This window comes from Lysobacter enzymogenes (genome assembly GCF_017355525.1).
GTDB classification, from domain to species: domain Bacteria; phylum Pseudomonadota; class Gammaproteobacteria; order Xanthomonadales; family Xanthomonadaceae; genus Lysobacter; species Lysobacter enzymogenes_C.
Genome location: NZ_CP067395.1, coordinates 2,389,294 through 2,407,039, shown reverse-complemented (window position 1 = coordinate 2,407,039; position 17,746 = coordinate 2,389,294). Strand labels below are relative to the sequence as shown.

Below are 17,746 nucleotides of genomic sequence, written 5' to 3'. Positions count from 1 at the left end.
TTTTTCCACCGATTTCATCTGCAACAACTCTTAGTCGTATGCGTGACGCGAGGCACGGATGCTATGTGGAACCGGCGGATTTGCGTCTTGTTGTGCGCGACGGGGGTGATTCAAAGTCGCTGCCGTGGCGAATGCGGCGAATGCCGACGCCACGCGGAAGTTGTCACGCGGATCGACAACGCAATCGCTGCGACGAAGCGCTACCTACGCACGACGGACGCGAGCGCGAACCGGATTCCAAGTCGTCCGGTTCCGCACGCGCGCCGGCTTCATGCACAAGCCAGCGTCAAACGAAAGCCAGCGTCACACGCAAGCCAGCTTCAAACGCAAGCTGTAGGGGAAGCATGCGGCAGTCCCTGCCTCACTCGCTGGAGCATCCAGTTCCCATCGCCTGATCCGACGCCAATCGCCATCCAGCACCGGCCACGCCGGGCGTCGCGATCTTGCCCAAATCACGGACGGAGAGACCCAATGAAACGCATTTGTGGTTCCCTGATGTTGCTCGGTTTGTCGATCAGCGCCGCTCTCGCCGCGCCGGCTTCGCGGCCCGCGGCGTTCGATCACGCCAATCTTTCCGGCCTCGACAAGATCGCCCTGCGCAGCATGCCGGCGGTCGACGTGGCCAAGCTCAAGGCCGAGGATCGCGTGCGCGAAGCGCGCGGCGACATCCCGCGCTTCGCCCAGCCGATGACGGTCGACATGACGCCGCAGAACTCCGGCGTGTGGGAGTCGGTCGACGCCGACACCCTGATCTGGCGCCAGCGCGTGCGTTCGGAGAAGGCGCTGTCGCTGAACTTCGGCTTCACCGATTTCTACATGCCCGAAGGCGGCCGCCTGCTGGTGTATCCGGCCACCCAGGCCGCCGGCGGCGACCGCGCCCTGATCAGCCAGTACGACGCCAGCAACAACAACGCGCAGCGCCAGCTGTGGACGGCGGTGGTGCCGGGCGCCGAAGCGGTCATCGAAGTGGTGGTGCCGCGCGCCAAGGCCGATCAGCTGCGCCTGCATCTGACCAAGGTCAACCACGACTACGTCGGCTTCGGCCCGCTGGCGCGCCGCCTGGCCGAGCAGAACGGCGAGAAGGGCGTGTCCGGTTCGTGCAACATCGACGTGGTCTGCCCCGAAGGCGACGGCCGCCGCGACATCATCCGCTCGGTGGCGGCGTACTCCAAGAACGGTTCGCTGGCCTGCACCGGCTCGCTGGTCAACAACACCGCCAACGACCGGAAGATGTACTTCCTGACCGCGCACCACTGCGGCATGGGCACCGCCTCGACCGCCGCGTCGATCGTGGTGTACTGGAACTACCAGAACTCGACCTGCCGCGCGCCGAACACGCCGGCCAGCGGCGCCAACGGCGACGGCTCGATGAGCCAGAGCCAGACCGGCTCGACGGTCAAGGCGACCTACGCCACCTCCGACTTCACCCTGCTCGAGTTGAACAACGCGGCCAACCCGGCGTTCAACCTGTTCTGGGCCGGTTGGGACCGCCGCGACCAGAACTATCCGGGCGCGATCGCCATCCATCACCCGAACGTGGCCGAGAAGCGCATCAGCAACTCGACCAGCCCGACCTCGTTCGTGGCCTGGGGCGGCGGCGCCGGCACCACCCACTTGAACGTGCAGTGGCAGCCGACCGGCGGCGTGACCGAGCCGGGTTCGTCGGGTTCGCCGATCTACAGCCCGGAAAAGCGCGTGCTCGGCCAGCTGCACGGCGGCCCGTCGAGCTGCAGCGCGACCGGCACCAACCGCAGCGACCAGTACGGCCGCGTGTTCACCTCGTGGACCGGCGGCGGCGCCGCGGCTTCGCGCCTGAGCGACTGGCTCGATCCGGCCAACACCGGCGCGCAGTTCATCGACGGCCTGGATTCGGGCGGCGGCACGCCGAACGTTCCGCCGACCGCGAACTTCAGCTTCACCACCAGCGGCCTGACCGCGACCTTCACCGACAGCTCCAGCGACAGCGACGGCAGCATCAGCTCGCGCAGCTGGAACTTCGGCGACGGCACCACCTCGACCGCGACCAACCCGAGCAAGACCTACAGCGCGGCGGGCACCTACAACGTCACCCTGACGGTCACCGACAACGGCGGCGCCACCAACACCAAGACCAGCGCGGTCACGGTGTCCGGCGGCCCGGGCGCGCAGACCTACACCAACGACACCGACGTGGCGATTCCCGACAACGCCACCGTCGAGAGCAACATCGTGGTGTCCGGCCGCACCGGCAACGGCTCGGCGACCACGCCGATCCAGGTGACGATCTACCACACCTACCGCAGCGACCTGAAGGTCGACCTGGTCGCGCCGGACGGCACCGTCTACAACCTGCACAACCGCACCGGCGGCAGCGCCGACAACATCATCCAGACCTTCACCAAGGACCTGTCGAGCGAAGCGCTCAACGGCACCTGGAAGCTGCGGGTGAACGACAACGCCACCGCCGACACCGGCCGCATCGACAAGTGGAGCATCACGTTCTGATCCGACCGGTTTGACCCGCACCACGCCGCGGCCTTCGGGCCGCGGCTTTTTTCGGGGCACCGCATTGTTTCGTGTCCCCCTGTAGGAGCGGCGCGAGCCGCGACCGCGAATCCGCAACCACGGCGAAACCCGCCATCGCGCGCGCGAGTTGCCGCAGCCGCGGGTTGCAGCCAGTTGCGCCGTAGTTGCGGATTCGCGGTCGCGGCTCGCGCCGCTCCTACAGGAAGCGACCGAACTGTGCGCCACTGCGCACAGCTGCGATCTGCTGGTCTGCTTCACGAATACACGCAAGTTACGCGCCGCACGGCGCTTGCCAGCGCCCACCGCGCATCCACAGCATGACTCCGGCGCGCGCATCGCGCGTCGCCGCCCACCGCACCGGTCCTTGGAGAGTCTCCCAATGCGCTTCCACACTGCCGCGTTGCCGCTGTTGCTGGCGCTGTCCGCCAGCGCCGCGGCCGCCGACGATCAGCCCGTGTTCGTCACCGCCAAATACGAAAATCCCAAGCAGCTGCAACGCATCGCCTCGCGCTTCCAGCACTTGATCGTCGACCGTCAGGCCAAGACCGTGAAGGTCGAAGCCATGCCCGAAGACCTGGCCGCGTTGCGCGCCGCGGGCTTCCAGTACGAAGTCGACCAGGAATCCACCGCGCAGATGCAGCGCCTGCAAAGCGCGCTGAAGTCTTCGTTGAACGGCGCCAAGAGCATCCCCGGCTACACCTGCTTCCGCACGGTCGAAGAAACCTACCAGACCATGGACCAGCTCGCCGCGAGCAAGCCGCAGCTGGCCAGCGTGCGGGTCATCGGGCCGAGCTGGCAGAAGACCCAGAACGCCGGCACCGGCTACGACATGAAGGTGTTCAAGCTGACCAACTCGGCGACCGACGCGGCGCTGCCGAACAAGCCGACGCTGGTGCTGTTCGGTTCGATCCACGCGCGCGAGTACGCGCCGGCCGAACTGGTCACGCGCTTCGCCGAAGGCCTGGTCAACGGCTACGGCACCGACGCCGAAGCGACCTGGCTGCTCGACAACTTCGCCTTCCAGTTGGTGCTCAACGCCAACCCCGACGGACGCAAGAAGGCCGAGGCCGGTTCGTCCTGGCGCAAGAACGTCAACAACAGCAACGGCGGCGGTTGCAGCGCGAGCAGCTTCGGCACCGACCTCAACCGCAATTTCCCGTACCACTGGAACAGCGTGTCCGGCGGCTCCAGCGGCAACCAGTGCGCCGAGACCTATCGCGGCCCGACCGCGTCGTCGGATCCGGAAACCCAGAACCTGATGCGCCTGGTCGCCGGCACCCGCGGCAGCAACGGCGTCTACACCGGCGGCATCTTCCCCGACCGCCGTCCCGACGACGTCAATACGCCGACGCCGGCCGACTACCAGGGCGTGTTCATCGACATCCACAGCAACGCCGCGCAGGTGCTGTGGTCGTGGGGCGACACCAGCAACCCGGCGCCGAACCGCGACGCGTTGCAGACCCTGGGCCGGCGCATGGCGTATTTCACCGGCTATCGGCCGCAGCAGTCCGACGAGCTCTACGCCACCGACGGCACCACCGACGACACCATGTACGGCCTGCTCGGCGTGCCCAGCTACACCATCGAGCTCGGCGGCAGCTTCTTCGAAAGCTGCAGCAGCTTCACCGGCACGACCTTGCCGAACAACCTGCGCACGCTGCGCTATCTGGCGCGTACGCTGTGGGCGCCGCTGCAGCTGCCGAGCGGGCCGGACACGACCTCGGTGAGCGTGTCGTCTTCGTCGGTGCCGGCCGGTACGCCGGTCACGGTCACCGCCAACGTCAACGACGGCCAGTTCAACCAGAGCAACGGCAGCGAAGCGGTGCAGAACATCGCCTCGGCGCGCGCCTACATCGACACGCCGCCGTGGGCGAGCGGGGCGGTGGCGATCGCACTGAGCGCCAGCGACGGCAGCTTCAACAGCAGCAACGAGAACGTCACCGGTTCGATCCCGACCGGCGGCCTGGCCGCGGGCGTGCATACGGTCTACGTGCAAGGCACCGACGCCTCGGGCAAGCCGGGCACGCCGAACGCCGCGCGCTTCACCGTGACCGGCGGCGGCCCGGGCACCAACAACCCGCCGACCGCGAACTTCAGCAGCACCGCCAGCGGGCTCAGCGTCAGCTTCACCGACACCTCCAGCGACAGCGACGGCACCATCGCCTCGCGCAGCTGGAACTTCGGCGACGGCACCACCTCGACCGCGACCAATCCGAGCAAGACCTACGCGTCCGCCGGCACCTACACCGTCACCCTGACCGTGACCGACGACGACGGCGCGACCAACACCAAGACCGGTTCGGTCACCGTCGGCAGCGGCGGCGCGCAGACCTACAGCAACGACACCGACGTGGCCATCGTCGACAACGCCACGGTGGAGAGCTCGATCGTGGTTTCCGGCCGCAGCGGCAACGGTTCGGCCAGCACGCCGGTGCAGGTGACGATCTACCACACCTACAAGAGCGATCTGAAGGTCGACCTGGTCGCGCCGGACGGAACCCTCTACAACATCCACAACCGCACCGGCGGCAGCGCCGACAACGTCATCGGCACGTTCAACAAGGACTTGTCGAGCGAGCCGTTGAACGGCACCTGGAAGCTGCGGGTCAACGACAACGCCAGCGGCGATACCGGGCGGATCGACGCCTGGAGCATCACCTTCTGATGCGCCGACGTCCGCGTCGCGGCCCGCCGGCCGCGACGCGCGCAGAACGAACGCCGCGGCCTGCGCCGCGGCGTTTTCGTGTCTGCGCCGGGCCGGGCGGCGCGCAGCCGCCGGCGCGGGTTCGCGGCGCCTGATGCCATCGGTGCGCGGCGTCCGTCGCCGCCGCGCACCGGGCCGCGCTCAGACCGGCAGGATCGTGAAGGCGTTGTTGCCGCAGACCTGCGCCAGCGACGGCGATGCGGCCAAGGCCGCGCCGCCGGATTCGGCCATCGCCTGGACCAGTCCCGAGGCTTCGGCGATGCCGCTGGAGCCGGGCAGACGCGCGAAGATGTCCGCCCTGTTCCACACCGTTCCGTCTTCGAAGCGGACTGCATCGACGCCGAAGACGGTGCTTCCCATACCGTAGTCCCAGTCGCCGAACTGGCCGGTCACGGTGACCGTATCGGTGCTGCCGACCATCGCCAGCAGCAGGTCTTGCCCCACTTGCCGCACTTCGATATCGGCTGCGGAGATTCCGGCGCCGAACTCGATCGCATTCTTCTCGAAGTCGCGGTACATCATCGGGAAGTAGTCGTAAATGGTGTCGTTGCCGAAACCCACGTCGAAGCAATAGACGTCCATGCCGGTGTCGCCGACCAGTTGGTCGTTGCCGGCTCCGCCGTCGAGCACGTCGTTGCCCAGGTTGCCGACGAGGGTATCGTCGCCGTCGCCGCCGTGCAGGCTGTCGTCGCCGAGGCCGCCGTCCAGCGTGTCGGCGCCGCTGTCGCCCTGCAGCAGGTCGTTGCCGGATTCGCCGCGCAAAACGTCAGTGTCGTCGCCGCCGCGCAAGGTGTCGTCGCCGCCCCGGCCGGACAGCGTATCGTGGCCGCTCAGGCCGTCGATCGTGTCGTTGCCGTCGCCGCCCGTCCATTGGTCGTCGCCCGCGCCGGGGGCGGGCAGGCGCGCCAGCAGGTCCGCCGCCGTCCAGATCGTGCCGTCGGCGAAGCGGACGCGTTCGATCTGGAAATTGGCGTAATCGCCGAAATGGTTGTCGATCGTCACCGTATCGCCGGTGCCGGCCACGGCCAGAACCAGGGCTGCGTTCTGGCGCTGCACCGCAATATCGGCGGCCTTGATCCCGACGCCGAACTCGATCGTGTCGATGTCGCCGGCGCCATAATCGTCGTAGTCGGCGATCCTGTCGTTGCCGAAACCCTTGTCGAAACGATAGGTGTCGCTGCCCAGGTATCCGGTCAGCACATCGTCGCCGGCGCCGCCGTTGAGACGGTCGTCGTCGTCGCCTCCGCGCAGTGCGTCGCTCCCGTTGCCGCCGAGCAGAACGTTGTTGCCCGCGCCGCCGGTCAGGACGTCGTTGTCGTCGCCGCCGACGAGCCGATCGTCGCCGTCGCCGCCGTACAGGAAGTCGTCGCCGGCGCCGCCGAGCAGGATGTCGTCGCCGGCGTACCCGTTGACGTAGTCGTTGCCGGCCAGCGCATCGATGGAATCGTCGCCGTCGGTCAGCGAGATCCCGTCGTCCTGGGCGCTGGCTTCGAGCAGCATCGCGGTCAGGTCGGCCAGGGTCCAGACGGTGCCGTCGGCGAAGCGGACCTCGTCGATCCGGTGGCTGGCGCTGTGCTCGGGCCCGTAGCTGAAGTGTTCGTAGACCATGATCGAGTCGCCGGTGCCGGGCACGGCCAGGATCAACGACTCGCCGCGGCGCATCGCCTTGACGTCGGCGGCCGAAATGCCGGCGCCGAACTCGATCGCGTCGACGACGCCGTCGGTGCGCGCGCTCGAATTGAAGATCATGCTCTGCCCGAAGCGCGGCCCGAACCGGAAAATGTCGCTGTCGTTGTCGTAGCCGCCTTCCATGTGGTTGTTGCCGCTGCCGCCGATCATCAGGTCCGCGCCGGTGCCGCCGTACATGGATCCGCCGTCCTCGCCGGCGTCGAGGATGTCGTCGCCGGCGCCGCCGTCCAACGCGTCCTGGCCCAGGCCGCCTTCCAGCCGGTCGTTGCCGGCGCCGCCGCGCAGGGTGTCGTGGCCGTCGCCGCCGCGCAGGACATCGTCGCCGCCCTGGCCGAGCAGCAGATCGTTGCCGCCGAGTCCGGCGAGCGTATCGTTGCCGGCCGTGCCGGAGACCACATCGTCCGATTCGCTCGGCCCCGGCAGGCGCGAGAGCAACTGGGCTTCGTCCCAGACGGTGCCATCGGCGAAACGCACGCTGGCGATCTGGAAGCTGTCGTCCTGGTAATCGGCGAAATAGTTCTGGATCAGGACCGTATCGCTGCTGCCGGCCAGGCTCAGCAGCAGCCCCATGCCCTCGCGGCGCACGAGAAGGTCAGCCGCCTTGATCCCGGCGCCGAACTCGATCGTGTTTCGGGCGGTATCGAAGTATGTCCTTTCTTCTTGAAGGATGTCGTTGCCGAATCCTTTGTCGAAGCGATAGGTGTCGCTGCCGCCGCCGCCGTGCAAGTAGTCGTTGCCGGCGCCACCGTTCAGGCGGTCGTCGCTGTTGAGTCCGGCGTCGCTGCCGTCGTCGTTGGCTCCGTCCCACAGCATGTCGTCGCCGGCGCCGCCCTGCAGCAGATCGGCGCCTTTGCCGCCGTACAGGGTATCGTTGCCGTTGCCGCCGGCGAGGCTGTCGTCGCCGTCCTCGCCGACCAGCATGTCGTCGCCGGCGCCGCCGAGAACGATGTCGTCGCCGTCGCCGGCATAGACGATGTCGTTGCCTCCCAGCAGGTTGACGATGTCGCTGTCGGCGCCGAACGAAAGCCCGTCGTCCTGCTCGGTCGGGACGACGAGCATCGCGAGCAGGTCGGCCAACCGCCACACCGTACCGTCGGCGAAGCGGACTTCGTCGATCGGGAGGCCGTCCGCGGACGCGGGGTCGAGCGAAGGCGCGAAGTACCCGTCGATGCGGATCCGGTCGGTGCTGCCGGCGATCGTCAACGTCAGCCCGTAGTAGTCGCGTCTGACCTTGACGTCGGCGGCGGCGATGCCCGCGCCGAACTCGATCGCATCGACGCTGCCGGCGGTGCCGCGGCGGCGATTGACGATGGTGTCCTGGCCGAAGCCGGCCTCGAACCGGAAGACGTCGCTGGCGTCGTCGTCGCCGCCGTCCAGCGTATCGTTGCCGGTTCCGCCGATCAGGGTGTCGGCGCCGTCGCCGCCGAACAGGAAGTCCTGGCCGCCGAGTCCGTCGAGGACGTTGTCGCCGGCGTCGCCGTCGACGATGTCGTTGCCTTCGCCGGCGATCGCGCCGGCGAGCGGTGCGGCGACGGCTGCGGCGGGCGGAGCTGCGTGCAGGACGTCCTGTTCCGGCGTGTCGAGCAGCGCGTGGTGGTTCGCGTTCATGGCCTTCCTTTGGTCGTGGGCGGATGCGTGACGGCTCGGCCCGCGCCCACGCTGTCCGCCGGCGCGCATGCGGAGCCGCAGCGAGTAATAGTGATATCGATCAGGCAATGCAAACCGCGCTGGGGCCGGTTTGCGGCGATTGCATCGATCGATCACACGCGTTCGTCATCGAGTATGTTTTTAATGTGCGAACAAGCGCGATCGAATGCGTGCGCGCTGCGTGATCCGACGGACGGCATCGATGCGGTCGCTGCCGCATCAGCGCAATGCGCACGAAGTGCGCCTTTCGAAGCGGTGGAGCGTGGTGGCGGAACGCAAAGCGACGACTCCTCCGGCGCCATGCGGAAGCCGCTTCCGCCGCACGCGTCGGGCGCGGCAGCGGCTGGTGCCGCAACGCGGTTCGATCCCGGGCGCCGCATCGCTCCTGGTCGGGAAGATCCAGGTTCGGCCGCCGCTGGACGAGCGCGAGGCGCGCCGTTTCCAGTCGCGAAACTCCGGAGAGTTCGGGATCTTCGACTGCCAAACAGCGTCGGGAAGAACGGCGAGAGCGTTTGCTGAGCGGTCGCATGATCCCCGCCACGAACGCAAACGTTCCTTGATTATTTAAGCGTGTCCATTTGCTGCGCGACCTCGCGCTCAAGACGATATTCCCGGCCGCCGAGCCTGTATGGCCGCGTCGAGCGATGGTGGTATCGCTCGGCCAAGGCAAACCGCCGCGATGCGGTGGTGCCGAGGCAGCGCTGGCTTGCTGCCGGTTGTACGAAAAACGATGTCGCAGCGCGCGTGCATGGTGCATCGCGCTCCAGCGCAGCGACGCCGCGGCGCGAAGCCGCGGCGTCTCGCGTTGCGTTCCCGGGTCGCCGACCCGGCCCAGCGTCAGGCCAGCGGAATCGCCAGCGCGCAGCTGTCGAACGACGCCTGCGAGTGCAGCGGCATCGGCTCCGTACCGCCGAAGTCGGCCATCGTCTGGATCAGGCCCGCCAGTTCGCCGTTGCCACCGGGTGCGACGAGCCGCGCGTAGACGTCGGCGCGGTTCCAGACCGTGCCGTCGCCGAAGCGGATCGTGTCGACGCCGTAGACGCCGCTTTGGAGGCCGCCGTTCCATCGGCTGAACTGTTCCACCACCGTCACCGTGTCGGTGCTGCCGACCCTCGCCAGTACTAGATCGTTACCTGCTTGCCGCACCTCGATATCGGCCGCGGCGATGCCGGCGCCGAATTCGATCGTGCTGGTCTCGCCGTCGCGGTCAGAAAGTATGTACTGGTCGTAGAGGATGTCTTGGCCGAACCCCAAGTCGAAACGATAAGTGTCCTTGCCCGCATAGCCGTACAGCAAGTCGTTGCCCGCGCCGCCGTTGAGGATGTCGTCTCCCGACCCTCCCTCAAGTCGATCATTGTCGGCGCCGCCGTCCAGCTGATTGTTGCCCTCTCCGCCGATCAGGAAGTCGTCGCCGGCGCCGCCGCGCAGGATGTCGTCGCCCTCCCGGCCGTAGACCGTGTCGTTGCCGCCGAGGGCATCGATCGTGTCCCGGCCGCCGGCGCCGTAAAGCAGGTCGTCGCCTGCGCTTGGGGCGGGCAGACGCGCCAGCAGCTCGGATTCGTACCAAGTGGTGCCGTCGGCGAAGCGGACGCGGCCGTACTGCTTGTCGGGGTTGGGGTGCCGGGTGAAGAAACGCTCGATCGTCACGGTGTCGGTGCTGCCCGCCAACGCGAACACGAGCGCATCGTCGCGACGCTGCACCGCGATGTCGGCGGCCTTGATGCCGGTGCCGAATTCGATCGTGTCCATCATGCCGAAGGTGCCGTCGTTGAAGTCGACGATCGTATCGTTGCCGAAGCCTCGGTCGAAACGGTAGATGTCGGCGCCGGCGTATCCGCTCAGCACGTCGTTGCCGGCGCCGCCGTTGAGGCGGTCGTCGCCCATGCCGCCCTGCAAGGCATCGTTGCCGGCGCCGCCGAGCAGAGTGTCGTTGCCGTCGCCGCCGTCGAGCGTGTCGTTGCCGAGGCCGCCGGCGAGGTTGTCGTAGCCGCTGCCGCCGTGCAGGACGTCGTCGCCGGCGCCGCCGAGCACGATGTCGTCGCCGCCGTGCGCGTACACATGGTCGTTGCCGGCCATCGCATCGACCACGTCGTCGTCGTCGCCGAGCGACAGGCCGTCGTCCTGGGCGCTGGCGACCTGCAGCATGTCGGCCAGGTCCGTCAGGCTCCACACGGTACCGTCGGCGAAGCGGACTTCGTCGATGCGCTGGCCGTCGCTGGGCGCCTGGCCCTCGCCGAACTGCCCATGCACCGTGATCGTGTCGCCGGTCGCCCGCGCCGTCAGCACCAGCGAATCGCCCTTGCGCATCGCCTTGACGTCGGCCGCCGCGATGCCGGCGGCGAACTCGATCGCGTCCACGCTGTTCGCCGTGCCCGACCGCGCGTTGACGATCTCGCTCTGGCCGAAGCGCGGCCCGAACCGGAACGCGTCGCTGTCGTCGTCGTAGCCGCCTTCCATGCGGTCGTCGCCGTCGCCGCCGATCAACAGGTCGGCGCCCGCGCCCGCGCGCAGCACGTCGCCGCCCGCGCCGCCTTCGAGCCGGTCGTTGCCGTCGCCGCCCCACAGCACGTCGCCGCCGTTGCCGCCGCGCAAGGTGTCGTCGCCGGCCTGGCCGAGCAGCAGGTCGTCGCCGTCGAGGCCATCGATCGTGTCGTTGCCGGACGCGCCGGACAGCACGTCGTCGCCGGCGCTCGCGCCCGGCAGGCGCGACAGCAGGTCGGATTCGTTCCAGACGGTGCCGTCGGCGAAGCGCACGCTGGCGATCTGGAAGGTCTCGTCGAACGTATCGATGAAGTAGTTCTGGAACCGCACCGTATCGCTGGCGCCGGCCAGACTCAGGGTCAGGCCCTCGCCGTCGCGCCGCACGATGATGTCGGCGGGCTTGATGCCGACGCCGAATTCGACGCTGTTGCGCGCTTGACTGCCGGCGTGCCGCCATTCGTAGACGGTGTCGCTGCCGAAGCTCTTGTCGAAACGATAGGTATCGTTGCCGTCTCCGCCTTGCATGTAGTCGTTGCCGGTTCCGCCGTTCAAGCGGTCGTCGCCGTTGTCGTAGTCCGTCAGGCTGTCGTTGCCGGCGCCGCCCTGCAGGTGGTCGTTGCCCGCGCCGCCGTTGAGGCCGTCGTCGCCGTTGCCGCCGGCGAGCGTGTCATCGCCGGCCCCGCCGTCGACAAAGTCGTTGCCGTCGCCGCCGAGCACGGTGTCGTTGCCGTCGCCCGCGAGCACTTCGTCGTTGCCTGCGAGCGCGCTGATGGCATCGTCGCCGTCGCCGAGCGTGATGATGTCCCGCTGCTCGGACGGACCCGGCATCCGTTCGATCAGATCCGCTGCGGTCCACACGGTGCCGTCGGCGAAGCGGACTTCGTCGATCTGAAAGTTGTAGTCCATCGTGGTGACGAAGTGGTCCTCGATCGTTATCGAGTCCGCGGTGCCGGCCACCGTGAGGATCAGCGCGCTGCCCATCCGGGCGACCTGGATGTCGGCGGTCGAAATCCCCGCGCCGAACTCGATCGCTTCCACGCCATTGGCGGGGTCTTTCCAACGTCGATTGCGGATGATGTCCTGTCCGAATCCGGCTTCGAACCGGAACGTGTCGCCGTCGGTGTCGTAGCCGCCGTCCAACACATCGTTGCCGGTTCCGCCGACGAGGATGTCGGCGCCGATGCCGCCTACGAGCCAGTCCCGGCCGTCGCCGCCTTCGAGCGTGTCGCTGCCGGCGCCGGCGTCGAGAATGTCGTCGCCCTGCGAACCGACGACGGTGTCGTCGCCGCCGGTTCCGCGCACATGGTTCTGGCCCGGTACGCCCGGCGCCTGGTCTTGCATCGTGTCCATAGCAGTCCTTTGATCCAGAGGGGATGCCCGATGTCGCTGCGGCCCCGCGCTCAAGACAGGCGCTACGCTGTCGAGCCTGCAGGGCCGCGGCGAGTAATAAGGCTATCGCGCGGCTAAATCAAACCGCCGCGAACCGGTTGTGCCGAGGTTGCGCGCGGCGGCGGCGAATTGGCTGATACATGGTGATTCGAGCGCGCAAAAGCGCTTCATCTGCGCTTGCAGGCTGAACGAATCGCTTCGGCATCGACGCGGTGCGGCTGTCCGGGTGCGCGCCGTCGGGCTCGAACAGCCTCCGGCAGAGCGTCGTCGCGCGAACCGGACGCCAGCGTGTGGATGTCGGCCCCGACGCTTCTACGTTCGCACCGAAACTCGTCTTCCATCAACAACCGGCGGCGCTTGCCGACCGATCGATGCGCGCGCAGACATGCCGTTTCCATTCGCGAAACTCCGAAAATTTCCGGCCTTTTCGTGGCTGAGAGCCCGCGAACGAACACCGTAAGCGTTTACTGCGCGGTTGCATGATCCAAGTCACGAACGCGAATGTGCGCTCGCTTCGCTTGTCGCTTGTCCGTCGTGCGGAGCGCATTTAGCGTCGAATCCCGGCGCATCGGTTCGTTCTCCCCCGTACGGCTCGACGGCGCTTTCATGCGCAGCAAGTCATCGCGACGTGCGCCACGCGCACGCCGTTCCGTCCATTGCGTCCGCGCGCCGATGCCGGAGCATCCGCCGCCGACGCCCGTTACCTGGAGCGCTTTCCGATGAATCCGCAATCCGCTTCCCCGCACGCCCGGTCCCGACGCCTCATCGCCGCCTCGCTGTCGCTCGCGCTCGCCGCGGCGCTCGCGCCCGCGTACGCGCAGAACCACGATCACGCCCATGCGCTCGCCGCCGGCGAGGATCCGTTCAAGCCGGTCTACATCGTCACCTCGCGCGAAACCTTCGACGCCGGCGCCAAGACCCTGGCCAAGAACTCCACCGGCTTGAGCAACGCGGTCGGCAAGCCGCTGGTGATCGCCGAGCTCAAGACCCATCAGCTGCCGGACCTGATCCGCCACGTCCACGAAAACGAGAAGCGCTGCGGCGGCTACTTCGCCTTCGACAGCCGCCAGGAAGCCGAGGCCTTCGTCAAGGCCGACCGCAGCCGGGAGGCCATCGACAGCAAGTTCGCGACCTACACCGTCGACAACCAGGCCACGGTCAATCCGTGGCTGAGCCAGGTCAGCGAAGCCAACATCCGCGGCACCATCAGCCATCTGTCGACCCAGTACCCGAACCGCTACTACTCCTCGACCCACGGCCGCACCTCGGCGACCTGGATCAAGGACACCTGGCTGGCGCTCGGCAACGGCCGCAGCGACGTCAGCGCCGAGCTGTTCACCGGTTGCAGCACCTGTTCGACCCAGCCGTCGGCGATCCTCACCATCCAGGGCAGCGAGCTGCCGAACGAAGTGGTGGTGCTCGGCGCGCACCTGGACTCGATCTCCAGCAGCGGCAGCGGCGATGCGATGAATGCGCCGGGCGCCGACGACGACGCGTCCGGCATCGCCACCCTGACCGAAGTGCTGCGCGTGGCCCTGGCCAGCGGCTACAAGCCCAAGCGCACGATCAAGTTCATGGGCTACGCCGCCGAGGAAGTCGGCCTGCGCGGCTCCAAGGCCATCGCCACCGACTTCCAGAACCGCGGCGTCAACGTGGTCGGCGTGCTGCAGCTCGACATGACCAACTACCGCAACGGCGGCGCCAACCCGGTGCGTTTGGTCACCGACTACTCCAACTCGTCGTTGCAGCAGTTCCTGCGCGATCTGCATGCGACGTATCTGGGCGGCACGCTCGGCAGCTACACCTGCGGTTACGGTTGTTCCGACCACGCCTCGTGGACCTCGGCGGGTTTCCCGGCGGCGATCTACTTCGAGAGCGGCACCTCCAGCGGCGGCTATTCGCCGTACATCCACTCGCCGTCGGACACGCTGGCGAACATGGGCAATTCGGCGACCAACAGCGTGCCGTTCGCCAAGCTCGGCCTGGCCTTCCTCGGCGAACTCGGCAAGACCGCCGGCAGCGGCCCGGGGCCGGGTCCGGGCACCCAGACCTACAGCAACGAGACCGACTACGCGATCAACGACAACGCCACGGTCGACAGCCCGATCAGCGTTTCCGGCCGCACCGGCAACGCGCCGAGCAACGCGCAGGTCAGCGTCAACATCCTGCACACCTACCGCGGCGACCTGAAGGTCGACTTGGTCGCGCCGGACGGTTCGCTCTACAACATCAGCAACTACGCCGGCGGCAGCGCCGACAACCTCAGCGGCACCTTCACCTTCAACCTGTCCAGCGAAGCGCTCAACGGCACCTGGAAGCTGCGGGTCAACGACAACGCCAACGGCGACACCGGCCGCATCGACAAGTGGAGCATCACCTTCTGAGGTCCGGGCCGCGGCTGCGGCCCGGATGACGGTTTCCGCCTTGGCGAAAACGTTCGCGCCCCGGCTTCGGCCGGGGTTTCTTTTTGCCCGGCGCGCCGCTCAGCGCGTGCAGCTTTCCTCGTGCGCCATCGCGTCCTTGACCGCGATGCGCCAGTTGGTGACGTTGCCGAGCGCGTCGGTCTCGAAGGTCAGCTGGCTGTTCTTGCCGTCCGGCGCGGGCACTTCGAGGAACGCGGCGCCTTCGAAGGTCGGGTTCGGCACCTGCTTGATCTTGCCGGCGTAGGCGCGGTTGATCTCGTCGATGCTCATGCCGATGCGGCCGCCGCCGGGCGCCTGCGCCTTGGGATCGTAGACGTCGATGCCGGCCAGGCCGTTCTTGCCCATCAGGAAGCCGTACTGGTGGGTGATCGCGCCGCGCACCGGATACAGCAGGAAGCAGTCCGCGCCGGGGCGCTGGCCGCCGTTGTCCTTCATTTCGCCGCCCCAGGCGCCGCGCACGCTGGCGGCGTCGGCGCCGAAGCGGGCGTCGGCCGGGCTGCCGGGTTCGGCGCCGCCGCTGAAGCCGTCGTAGCCGACCGCATCGCTGCGCACCGCGCGCGCCGGCGGTTCCAGCGGGTTGGCGGGGCTGGCGGCGGCTGCGGGCGCCTTGCCGGCGTCGGCCGGCGCGGCCGCGGACGGGGCGGCGGGGTCGGCGGGTTTCTGGCAGGCGGTCAGGACGAGGACTGCCAGCGCGGAAGCCGCCAGGGCCGGAACGGATCGACGCATCTTGGATCACCGCTGTCATGGAACGAAGCGCCGATGCTAATCGATCGCGCGGCGCCGCAAAGGCGGATTGCACAGCTTGTGTGGATCGAAAACCGGACCGGCTTCGCGAACGCGATCACAGGCGGGTTGCGGCGGCGCTCACGCCGCGGCGGTTCGCGGGGCGGCGAGGGCAGGGCGAGGGCGCGCGACGGCGCGCAAAAAACGACGGGGCCCGGTCCGCACCGCGAACCGGGCCCCGCGCTGTCGTACGGCGATGCCGGCGCCGCCGCGGACGCGCCGCGGCGCGGCGTTCAGATCGCTTCGAAGCGGTTGGCCTCGACGTTCTTGCGGACCTTGGCCGGATCCCAGATTCGCCCGTTCATGGCGATGTACACGCCCGGCGGCAGCGACTGCACCGCGCCGACCGCGGTGCCGATGTTGAATTCGGCGTCCGAGCCGCGGAACCGCGCCGGGTTCAGCGCGCCGGTCAGGACGATGGTCTTGTCGGCGATCGTCGCCAGCACCTTGGCGGTCTCGACCATGCTGTCGGTGCCGTGGGTGACCAGCACGTGGCGCGCGTCCTGCGCGGCGATGGTCGCGCGGATCAGCTCGCGGTCGCCCTGGGTGATGTGCAGCGAATCCTTGCGGATGATCGGGATGACGCTGTAGCGGAAGCCGACGCCGAGCTCCTCGAGGATGTGGCCGATCTGCGGTTCGCCGATCTGGTAGTCCGACTTGTCGTCGAAGTAGATCTTGTCGATCGTGCCGCCGGTGGTGACGATGCAGAGCTTGTCCATCTCGGGTGGGTGCGTGGTCGCGGAGGAGGGGCGTCGATTATAGGACCCCGCGGCCGGCGAGTTCTTTGCGCGCCCTTTCTGCTGCGCGGTCCGGTCGCCGCAGCCTGCGGGGCCGGATCTTTAACGGGCGGGCCTTCGGGCCCGATGCGCTCCATTCGGATCGCCGGGCGCCGGCGCGCAAGCGTCGGGGCTGAAGCCCCAGGGCTGCGCCGCGCGGCCGGAACAGCGCCTCAGCCGCGCTTGCGCCCGAGCCGCGCCTTCATCCCGGCCAGATTCGCCGAGAAGATCACCGCCAGGGCCAGGATCAGCTCGATCCAGGCGTACAGCCGTTCGTCCGGCGACGACCAGGCCAGCATGACCCCGTGGCAGAACCAGAACAGCGCCAGCACCCCGGCCCAATAGGCCGCGAGCCGGCTGCGCAGGGCCACGCCGACGGCCAGCAGCGCCGGCGGCAGCACGAACACGGTCAGCCCGGCGATCCAGTGCTGGCCCGGCAGCAGGTACCACAGCGCGAACAGGGCGCTCAGGGCGACCAGGCAGCCCAGCAGGACCCACTGCGGGCGCGGCCGCGGCGCGGGCGGCGTCGGGGCGGCGCCCGCGCCAGAACCGGAGCCCGCCGCGCTCACCGGCTCACCTTCGCGGTCAGCGCCGCGACCCGGCGGCCGAGCGCGCGCGCCAGCGCGGCCTCGTCGTCGCTGAGGGTCGGGTCGTCCTGGGCGCCGGCGACGTGGCTGGCGCCGTAGGGCGTGCCGCCGCCGCGGGTGTGGCTCAGCGCCGGCTCGGTGTAGGGGATGCCGAGGAGGACGCAGCCGTGGTGCAGCAGCGGCACCATCATGCTCAGCAGGGTCGATTCCTGGCCGCCGTGCTGGGTCGCGGTCGAGGTGAACACCGCCGCCGGCTTGCCGACCAGGGTGCCGCTGGCCCATTGCGCGCCGAGGCCGTCGAGCCAGTGCTTGACCGGCGCGGCCATGTTGCCGAAGCGGGTCGGGCTGCCGAGCACCAGGCCGGCGCATTCCTCCAGGTCGCGCGCCTCGACGTACGGCGCGCCGTCCTCGGGCACCGGCGGCGCGGCGGTCTGGGTGACGGCGGCGACCGGCGGCACCGTGCGCAGGCGCGCGCTCACGCCCTCGACTTCGCCGATGCCGCGCGCGATCTGGCGGGCGAGGCGGGCGACGGAACCGCCGCGGCTGTAGTAGAGCACCAACACTTCGGTCATCGGGGTCTCCTTTGCGCCGGACAGGATAGAGGAATGCGTGCGGCGCGGCCCTCACCCCAACCCCTCTCCCGCAAGCGGGAGAGGGGCTAAAGCATTACGCAGCGGCATGCTGTTCCTTCTCCCGCTTGCGGGAGAAGGTGCCCGAAGGGCGGATGAGGGCCGCCCGACCCCGTGCATCCCTCCCCAACGC

Annotated in this window: 9 protein-coding genes; 3 read left to right on the top strand and 6 right to left on the bottom strand. The window is 68.6% G+C overall.

Features of this window, described 5'->3' with window-relative positions; all coding sequences use genetic code 11:
- The first annotated feature begins 471 nt into the window (after positions 1-471).
- Both JHW38_RS10025 and JHW38_RS25695 read left to right on the top strand, forming a co-directional pair.
- Positions 472-2,484 (top strand): proprotein convertase P-domain-containing protein, encoded by a 2,013-nt coding sequence (locus JHW38_RS10025; protein ID WP_207525768.1) that lies wholly within the window; start codon positions 472-474, stop codon positions 2,482-2,484.
- A 400-nt stretch (positions 2,485-2,884) separates the two neighbouring features.
- Positions 2,885-5,170, top strand: a complete 2,286-nt coding sequence (locus JHW38_RS25695; protein ID WP_207525767.1) for a M14 family zinc carboxypeptidase — start codon at positions 2,885-2,887, stop codon at positions 5,168-5,170.
- Positions 5,171-5,350: 180 nt separating this feature from the next.
- On the opposite strand, the gene JHW38_RS10015 is transcribed toward JHW38_RS25695, so the two are convergent.
- Positions 5,351-8,506 carry a calcium-binding protein gene (locus JHW38_RS10015; protein WP_207525766.1) on the bottom strand — a complete coding sequence of 1,052 codons (3,156 nt, stop codon included), beginning with the start codon at positions 8,504-8,506 and terminating at the stop codon, positions 5,351-5,353.
- Positions 8,507-9,382: 876 nt separating this feature from the next.
- On the bottom strand, positions 9,383-12,376 hold the full coding sequence (locus JHW38_RS25690; protein WP_278249809.1) for a calcium-binding protein: 2,994 nt from the start codon (positions 12,374-12,376) through the stop codon (positions 9,383-9,385).
- A 758-nt stretch (positions 12,377-13,134) separates the two neighbouring features.
- On the opposite strand from JHW38_RS25690, the gene JHW38_RS09970 reads away from it, so the two are divergent.
- Positions 13,135-14,799 carry a M20/M25/M40 family metallo-hydrolase gene (locus JHW38_RS09970; RefSeq protein WP_207525765.1) on the top strand — a complete coding sequence of 555 codons (1,665 nt, stop codon included), beginning with the start codon at positions 13,135-13,137 and terminating at the stop codon, positions 14,797-14,799.
- Between the two features lie 99 nt (positions 14,800-14,898).
- Here the strand turns inward: JHW38_RS09970 and JHW38_RS09965 are convergent, their stop codons facing one another.
- The 4 genes from JHW38_RS09965 to wrbA form a co-directional block, all read right to left on the bottom strand.
- On the bottom strand, positions 14,899-15,564 hold the full coding sequence (locus tag JHW38_RS09965) for a hypothetical protein (protein ID WP_207525764.1): 666 nt from the start codon (positions 15,562-15,564) through the stop codon (positions 14,899-14,901).
- A gap of 290 nt (positions 15,565-15,854) precedes the next feature.
- The gene (locus tag JHW38_RS09960; protein ID WP_207525763.1) at positions 15,855-16,340 is read right to left on the bottom strand and encodes an asparaginase domain-containing protein; all 486 of its coding nucleotides are present in this window, start codon (positions 16,338-16,340) and stop codon (positions 15,855-15,857) included.
- Between the two features lie 230 nt (positions 16,341-16,570).
- Positions 16,571-16,966: a DUF2069 domain-containing protein gene (locus JHW38_RS09955; RefSeq protein ID WP_207525762.1), complete on the bottom strand. Its 396-nt coding sequence runs from the start codon at positions 16,964-16,966 to the stop codon at positions 16,571-16,573.
- Positions 16,963-17,556: an NAD(P)H:quinone oxidoreductase gene (gene wrbA, locus JHW38_RS09950; RefSeq protein WP_207525761.1), complete on the bottom strand. Its 594-nt coding sequence runs from the start codon at positions 17,554-17,556 to the stop codon at positions 16,963-16,965. Before wrbA ends, JHW38_RS09955 begins: the two co-directional genes overlap by 4 nt.
- Positions 17,557-17,746: the final 190 nt, after the last annotated feature.

Coding starts and splice junctions, on each gene's coding strand:
- JHW38_RS10025 (WP_207525768.1), top strand. CDS start 472: ATGAAACGCATTTGTGGTTCCCTGATGTTGCTCGGTTTGTCGATCAGC.
- JHW38_RS25695 (WP_207525767.1), top strand. CDS start 2,885: ATGCGCTTCCACACTGCCGCGTTGCCGCTGTTGCTGGCGCTGTCCGCC.
- JHW38_RS10015 (WP_207525766.1), bottom strand. CDS start 8,506: ATGAACGCGAACCACCACGCGCTGCTCGACACGCCGGAACAGGACGTC.
- JHW38_RS25690 (WP_278249809.1), bottom strand. CDS start 12,376: ATGGACACGATGCAAGACCAGGCGCCGGGCGTACCGGGCCAGAACCAT.
- JHW38_RS09970 (WP_207525765.1), top strand. CDS start 13,135: ATGAATCCGCAATCCGCTTCCCCGCACGCCCGGTCCCGACGCCTCATC.
- JHW38_RS09965 (WP_207525764.1), bottom strand. CDS start 15,564: ATGCGTCGATCCGTTCCGGCCCTGGCGGCTTCCGCGCTGGCAGTCCTC.
- JHW38_RS09960 (WP_207525763.1), bottom strand. CDS start 16,340: ATGGACAAGCTCTGCATCGTCACCACCGGCGGCACGATCGACAAGATC.
- wrbA (WP_207525761.1), bottom strand. CDS start 17,556: ATGACCGAAGTGTTGGTGCTCTACTACAGCCGCGGCGGTTCCGTCGCC.